The 6,635-nt window shown below is 51.0% G+C and carries 8 protein-coding genes; all 8 read right to left on the bottom strand.

What is annotated here, in order from left to right; genetic code table 11:
• Positions 1 to 119: 119 nt before the first annotated feature.
• Complete coding sequence (locus ACP5D0_RS02755) at positions 120 to 947, bottom strand: PAS domain-containing protein (RefSeq protein ID WP_472364037.1); 828 nt, start codon at positions 945 to 947, stop codon at positions 120 to 122.
• A 3-nt stretch (positions 948 to 950) separates the two neighbouring features.
• The gene (locus ACP5D0_RS02760; protein ID WP_472364038.1) at positions 951 to 1,433 is read right to left on the bottom strand and encodes an HDOD domain-containing protein; all 483 of its coding nucleotides are present in this window, start codon (positions 1,431 to 1,433) and stop codon (positions 951 to 953) included.
• A gap of 9 nt (positions 1,434 to 1,442) precedes the next feature.
• Positions 1,443 to 1,850 carry a hypothetical protein gene (locus tag ACP5D0_RS02765; RefSeq protein WP_472364039.1) on the bottom strand — a complete coding sequence of 136 codons (408 nt, stop codon included), beginning with the start codon at positions 1,848 to 1,850 and terminating at the stop codon, positions 1,443 to 1,445.
• A 150-nt stretch (positions 1,851 to 2,000) separates the two neighbouring features.
• Positions 2,001 to 3,518 carry a dynamin family protein gene (locus tag ACP5D0_RS02770; protein ID WP_472364041.1) on the bottom strand — a complete coding sequence of 506 codons (1,518 nt, stop codon included), beginning with the start codon at positions 3,516 to 3,518 and terminating at the stop codon, positions 2,001 to 2,003.
• A gap of 2 nt (positions 3,519 to 3,520) precedes the next feature.
• On the bottom strand, positions 3,521 to 4,126 hold the full coding sequence (locus ACP5D0_RS02775; protein WP_472364043.1) for a hypothetical protein: 606 nt from the start codon (positions 4,124 to 4,126) through the stop codon (positions 3,521 to 3,523).
• Positions 4,127 to 4,256: 130 nt separating this feature from the next.
• A complete protein-coding gene (locus ACP5D0_RS02780) occupies positions 4,257 to 5,186 on the bottom strand; it encodes a hypothetical protein (RefSeq protein WP_472364044.1) in 930 nt (309 codons plus the stop codon).
• Between the two features lie 23 nt (positions 5,187 to 5,209).
• Entirely contained in the window at positions 5,210 to 5,839 is a 630-nt protein-coding gene (locus ACP5D0_RS02785) for an AAA family ATPase (RefSeq protein WP_472364045.1), read from the bottom strand.
• A gap of 78 nt (positions 5,840 to 5,917) precedes the next feature.
• Positions 5,918 to 6,463, bottom strand: a complete 546-nt coding sequence (locus ACP5D0_RS02790; RefSeq protein ID WP_472364046.1) for a hypothetical protein — start codon at positions 6,461 to 6,463, stop codon at positions 5,918 to 5,920.
• Positions 6,464 to 6,635: the final 172 nt, after the last annotated feature.

A 6,635-nucleotide genomic window follows, 5' to 3' on the forward strand; every position in this document is an offset into this window, starting at 1 on the left:
GTATCAAAAGTTCGATTTACCGAGTTTGCTTAGCCCAAAAACAAAAAACCGCCAGGCCTAGCGGTTTTGTGTTTTTGGATGTGATGATCACCCATGAAAGCCACTCATCTAAAACAGGGTCAGTCGGATCCGTCCAAGTGGTGTGCCAGGTCGTTTTTGGTGATGGCCGCACTGATGTGATTGATTTGCGACATCATCTTCTGAGTGAGTGACTGAAAAGACTGCCAGCCTTCGGCCGCAGCTTCGGCTTGTTGTGCTTTGAGAGCGTCGATCAGGCGCAGTTCGGTTTGTTGCAGCTGATCGTATTCTTCAATCAGCTGTGTCATTTCGTCAAACTGAATGGGGCCGTGGTATTTCTGACCCCATTCTTTGAGGTTCATTAAATCCGGCAATATCATTTGCTCAAGGCACTGGTTCCAGTCGTGGCTGACGTCGCTGGAGCAATGGTAGAAATTTTGTAAATGGTCGTGTTTGGATTGCAGTTGCGTTTTGGCTTGTTCCAGCTCGGCCAGTGCGGTTTTATGGAAGTCTTGGGTAACGTCGAAGCGCACACTGATGAATTCTTCGATGTCGCCGTTTTTGCCGGAAAGAATTGGAAAAATATGGCTGTGGAGGATGTAAGCGGTGCCGTCTTTGCGTTTATTCTTTACCAGGCCTTGCCAGGGCTGCTTGCTTTGAATGGTTTGCCAGATGGTTTCGAAAGCGGATGACGGCATGTCGGGATGGCGCACGACATTATGAGGATGGCCAATCAGTTCATGTTGGGCATAACCGGAAACATCGCTGAATTTCTGATTGACGTAAGTGATGGTACCGTAAATATCCGTTTTGGAGATAATGGCAATCTGGTCGAGAATGTTTTTGTACTGTTCCAGCAGGTGCAGTTCCTGGTCAAGCGCTTCAATGGTGTTGTCAAAGTTGTCGAGCATGTCTTGATCGTCAAACATAATTTATCTCCAGGGCCCGCAGGCATCGATTAAATTTTCCTCGTAAGGTTCTAAAAAGTCAAGCTTGCAGCCGAAGGTTTCAATGGCGGCTTGGGCGGCATTCATCACCTGTTCCAGTGGTAGATTTTCCAGTCCCCGCTTCGCGTTGTCTCGATAATTGAGCAGTTCCGGGGTAATGGATTCGGCATTGTGACTGAGCAGGGCGACGTAGTTTGCCAGTTTGAGCATGGCGGTGATCTGGCGGACATTCGGGTGTTTTTCGGTTTTGCTCAAATAATCCCGGTCGTGGTGCAGAATCACCGCTTTGGAGATTTCATTCCGCAGTCCCCAGTTTTTAATCAGCAGCGCCCCCATTAGACTGTGCTGGGTTTGCAGCCGGTGGACTTCATATTGCAGCCCAGCGTAGGGGTAAAACACCTGCTGGGCAAAAATATCCTGATAGTGGTCGTCCAAGCGCACGCCCATGACGCTGCCGATGTTATGCAACAGCCCGATCTAGTAGGCTTCGGAAGGCGAAATTTCGTAAATCCAGTGTGCAATCTGCGCCGCAGCCAGGGCGACATTACGGTTGTAATTCATAATGTTCACTTCTTGACGACCGCATTCAATGTCTTCGATGACCAATGCCAGATACAGGGTGTAAAGCGGGTAAAGCCCATACATATGAGCGATCTGTCTGAGGTTGGTCGGCGTTTCTCTTGAATCGGACATATAGGTTTTTTTCGCCAGTTGAAGCAGTTGTGCCGCCCGATCCGGAGACTGAGCGACCAATTTGCAAAAATAGTCCTGATTCGCGTTATCCAGCAGCATATGCTCCTGAATGGTGGCGAATTCTTTAGGCACCGGCGGCTTGAGCCGTTTAACGGTCATGGCGGCCAGCTTGATCTGGTTTTCGATATCCAATGAACATCATCCTTCTGTTTGTCGCGCTTGCAACGCGTTCAAATCGGTGAATGTTCAGAGTGCAGTGTTTTTATGGTTTTGGTCGGCACGCAGGGGTGCGTGCCGAAGTGGATCAAAGCGTGAAGTGTTCCGCGACCCCTGTTGATTTTTCTATCCTGTTTTACTGGATTCTGTCGATTGGAGATTTTCCGGTGCTTCCACCGTTGGCGTGGGTTGAGACGGAGGCGTCTGAGCGGTTTCATCGGTTGTGATACGGTGTGTGGCCGTTTCATCACGACGACCGCCGGAGGGTTCGGCAAACTGATCGGTGAGTTTTTGGATCGCCTGTTTACTGGACTGAATAATGTCGGCCAATTTGCGGCGGTTCCGCTGCCCCCATCCGCGCGGGTTTTTGTGGAACATGCCGCGCCAGAAACGGTTGTTATGCAACAAGGCATGGGCGATTTGAGGGGATTTTTCCGACAGGCGACGCGCCTGCCACTGTGCCACTTTATTGCGGATGAAAAAATGTCCGCCGTAAGCAATGATGAGCGCAATCAGCGCCACAGCTCCACTGTTGGCAATGGAAGCGCTGCTCCAGCTGAGAAAACTGTCCATTACGGTGGGTGATGTGAACAGCCAATAGCCCAAGCCACCGACAATCATGGCCAACAGCAGTAGGTCAATCGTCATAACGGTGTTGCGCCAGGATTGCATGGCCTTTTTCAGCGCCGGAATCTGTCTCTCGGTCATGTCTTCGGTGATGTGTTCGACGGCATGTGCAATGCGGTAAGCGCGTTCGGTGCTGACTTTCTGCATCCGTGTGAGAATGTGATTGAGATCAATGTCTTTTTTGCGTTTGAAGCGCTCGGCCAGTGCCGGGTCTTCGATCCGATTGGCGAGGGCTTCATTGTAGATGGCATAGAAGTTGCCGCTCACCAGCCCTTGTTGGGATAACGCGCGTTGCCAAGCGCCGATGACTTCTTCCGGGTTGTCTTCTTGGGCGGCGGTGTCAATCTGATTGAGAATGAACAGGATTTTATCGGAGTCGGTGCGTCCGATATTGGTTTTGACCAGATGTTCAAGGGTGTCGCGCATGGCACCTGGCTCGGGGTGACGGGCATCGAAAAACACCAGCACCAGATCGGACATGTCGATAATGTGGTTGGTGATTTTCAAAATGGAGTCGCGTTGCGAGTCGGCATCAAAACCGGGGGAGTCGATGAGTATTTTCCCTTTAAGCACGCTTTGCGGGACGGTTTTGAGCTGGAGGTAGCTGTCGATGCGGCTGCCTTCGCCGGATTCGACTTGATTGATTTTTTCGCTGATGCCAAAGAACGGAAACCGCGGATCGGCGTTTAAGGCCAGGCCTGGCAAGGTGTTCACTTCATCGCCTTTGCCATAGCAGACGACGGTGAATTTGTCATCAATGGCTTGGTTGCCGGATTCCTGAACGTTCTGACCCAGGTATTGGTTGATAAACGAGGATTTACCCGCTGAAAAGGTACCGAGAATGGAAATTAATGGCCACCAAGAAATCTGCGAGGCGTAGCTTTCCGTGGTGGGCAAAAGTCCGGTTTTATGGCCGATCGTGTCAAGGCGCTTGTAGGTCTGAATGATTTCGAGTAACACCGGGTTTTCTTCAGAAAGGTGTTGTTCGAGTTTGAGATAACGTTCCTTCGGTGTCATGGTTAGTGTTCCTTCTGATTAGGTCTGGGCATTGCATTCTGCGGGTAGGGGTAAGCCTGAGGTGTTCCGTAGCTGGGGGTTGGCTGAACATAAGGCGTGCGAACCGGCGGTGAATTGTTGGACGTAAATGCCGACCAAGGCATCATGGTGTTGATGGAGCGCATTGGGGTGGAGATATTGTTATTGAGCTCAGAGAGGTTGTTGCTCATTTGTCCGGTGGAGGTGCCCATATAGTAAACCGACTGGTGAATGCCGGTCAGCGTGTGATTCATCTGGCTGATGCTGTGATTCATGTCCGTCAGGGTTTCCGTCATGGTGGTCATCTGCGCCATGTATTGGATGTTTTCATTGACGGTATTCATCTGACGGTTCAAAGTGTTGGTCATGGTGACCACGGCGCGGGTCATGGTGACCATATTATTGCTGATGTCCTGCATGTTTTTGGTGACATTGTAGATCAGGTAAAAGCCATAACCTGCCAGAATGATAAAGGCAATCATCATCGGGTAGATGACTTTTTCCCAGCGTTTGATGCCGGTGGACATGGTTTTGGACAGTTCCGAAATGTCTTTTTGTGTACTGGATTCGATATTCAGGGTGGTTTCCATTGGGTTCCTTCAAGACCGTGTTTGAGCAGGTCGGTTATTGCATCTTATTATTGATTTGGTTGTTTCGCACGTTTTGGAATGATTTCGCCGTTAGGGCGACAGGGTTTCATGCCCTGACGCCATGATGAAATCACTCTGGGTTAAAAGCGGGGGCTGGATAGTTTGGCCGATACGCTTGGGGCAAAGGCATTGGCTGCATAGGTGGCATCGGGCGCATTGGCGGAGCCGTGTGACCGTAGGCATTGGGCATGGCGGCTGGCGGTGTCATATTCGCTGGTGCCGGTGCTTGCTGGCGCATTTGCAGGGCAGTTTGCACTTCATTTCGGATGGTTTGTGCGGCCTGTGGCATTCCGGGCGCTAAACGTTGTGCAAATTGCATGGCTTGGCCGTATTGTCCTTGCATGATTAACATTCTGGCTGCTTCTAACCAAGCCTTTTCCGCCCATTCAGGTTTGTTGTCTTGATAGAGAATATTGCCAAGTTCACCGGCCATATTCGGGTCGCGAGTGACCAGTGCCAAGGCAAAATACAACTTTTCTGCCTGGGTGTAATCTTTCTGCTCTGCGGCATGACGTGCGGCCTGAACGGCTTCAGGAAAGGATTTGTAGGCTTTGAGCAACTCGCGCGGATCCTCTTCAGAAGTGACGATGTCCTCGGTGACGATGAGAACGTCTGTGTCATCCGGCTGAGTGGCGGCTTGTCGGGCCGTTTGCGCCGTGCCATCGGCTGTTTCAGTGGTGGCCTCTGCGCTTGGATCTGTGTCTGGCTCGGGGGCTTGAGCGGTGTTATCCGATGCGGTAGAGGGCGCGCTTTTCGGTGCGTTATTCGATGATGTCTGTTCGGGTTCAACGTTGACTTCAACGGGTGCCACTTCGGCTGACGCGGTGGTTTTCCCCGCTTCGTTGGAAGCTGAATGGGGTGCCGCCACGTCAGTATTGGACTCGGACAGGATGCCGTGATCACGCTTGATGCTGTCGGAATAGGCCAGATAGAGCGTTACGATGACCAGTAGCAGCAGAATGAAAAATCCATTGTTGAGTATGGCTCGAAAAATTGACATGATGAAGTCCTTGTTGCAGTTGATTAGCTAAATAACAGTTGTGCGACTTTGTTGAATTCGTGGCTGGCTTTGCCATTGGGTTCCATTTCAAACACCCCAAGACCTTCACTGAAAGAGCGCCGATAGGCGGTGCGGTTGTGCAGGCGTCGATCAATGCGTTTCATATCCGGCAGGGCATCCATGGCTTCTTCGGTCTCGCGGGTTTCAATCACAAACGGATGGGTGTCCGCGCGGTTGACCACGCCGATCAGTTCAGGCGGCGCCGGTCTTTCTTCGCGAATCATTTTTAAAAAACGCTGGGTGGACCAAATATCAGCTTGGCTGGGTGCTACCGGTATGATGATGCGATCGCTGAGGCGTATGGCTTTTTTAAGCGAATCGCTGTTACTCATGCTGACATCCATTAAGATGTGATCGACTGAATCGGTCGCCATTGACTGGGTATCGGCAAAATTTGTTGCGTCTTGCGTGGATGGCAAGGCGGGCGAATATGCTTCTTCCTGTCGAACAGCTACAGCATCGGCCAAGGTTTGCTGAGGGTCGAGATCATACAGCTGGATACGTTTTTTTTGATAAACCAGCCAGACGGCCAGATTAAACGCCAGCGTGCTTTTCCCGGTGCCTCCTTTTAAATTGCCTATAACAGTAATCATATTATCTCCTAGGCGTTGTTGGCGACAGTCAAAATCACCAGGCCTGGTAAAACGCCAGGCCGAGTGTTTTGAGCGGTTTTACTTAGCCGGCTGTTGTTGAGGCTGACCCTGAGGTGCAGCCGGTGGTGCCGGATAAGGGTAGTAAGGCGCTGGCGGTGGTGCCATCATAGGCGCTTGAGCTTGTGGTGGCATCTGTCCACCCTGTGGGGCATAACCCGGTTGCGGCGCATAGCCTTGTGGCGGAACATAATAAGGCTGACCACCGTAGTAGGGTTGACCCCAGTTATTGCCTTGATAGCCATTATAACCATTATAACCGTTGTAACCGTTATAGCCATTGCCGTAGTAGTTACCGTTATAGTCCTGGCGCCCGGAACCTCTCATGTCCGACTCGGCATCGGCACTGAAGCCCATATTGAACTTGGCGTTCCCTTTGCCTTGCCCCTGACCTTGACCGTGGCCTTGACCTTGGTGCTGACCGTTACCCCAGCCTTGACCGTTGCCCCAGCCGTTATTGTAACCGTTGTTGTTCCAAGGGCCGTTGAACCAGTCGGCCGAAGCGGTTTGAGCGCCTAAAAAGGCAGTTGAAATCACGGAAGCCAATACTAACTTTTTCATACTCATTATCATACTCCTTTGAACATTATGTGCACTGAGTGAATTAGTGGTTCAAGTGTACACTGACTTGAAACACGGTTTAGTCACCTAAAAGGCCGGAAAGATTGGAAGCGCCTTTTAAGCGATGTTGAAACGATTATTGACCCAATAACCGTTTCAGTTCCAAAACGGTGCGCTC

Origin of the sequence: Hydrogenovibrio sp., from assembly GCF_049975065.1 — a bacterium.
In the GTDB taxonomy this organism is placed as follows: Bacteria; Pseudomonadota; Gammaproteobacteria; order Thiomicrospirales; family Thiomicrospiraceae; genus Hydrogenovibrio.

Bases quoted from the DNA above. Each gene is read 5' to 3' on its own strand.
- ACP5D0_RS02780 (WP_472364044.1), bottom strand. From the start codon at position 5,186: ATGTCAATTTTTCGAGCCATACTCAACAATGGATTTTTCATTCTGCTG.
- ACP5D0_RS02775 (WP_472364043.1), bottom strand. From the start codon at position 4,126: ATGGAAACCACCCTGAATATCGAATCCAGTACACAAAAAGACATTTCG.
- ACP5D0_RS02790 (WP_472364046.1), bottom strand. From the start codon at position 6,463: ATGAGTATGAAAAAGTTAGTATTGGCTTCCGTGATTTCAACTGCCTTT.
- ACP5D0_RS02770 (WP_472364041.1), bottom strand. From the start codon at position 3,518: ATGACACCGAAGGAACGTTATCTCAAACTCGAACAACACCTTTCTGAA.
- ACP5D0_RS02785 (WP_472364045.1), bottom strand. From the start codon at position 5,839: ATGATTACTGTTATAGGCAATTTAAAAGGAGGCACCGGGAAAAGCACG.
- ACP5D0_RS02755 (WP_472364037.1), bottom strand. From the start codon at position 947: ATGTTTGACGATCAAGACATGCTCGACAACTTTGACAACACCATTGAA.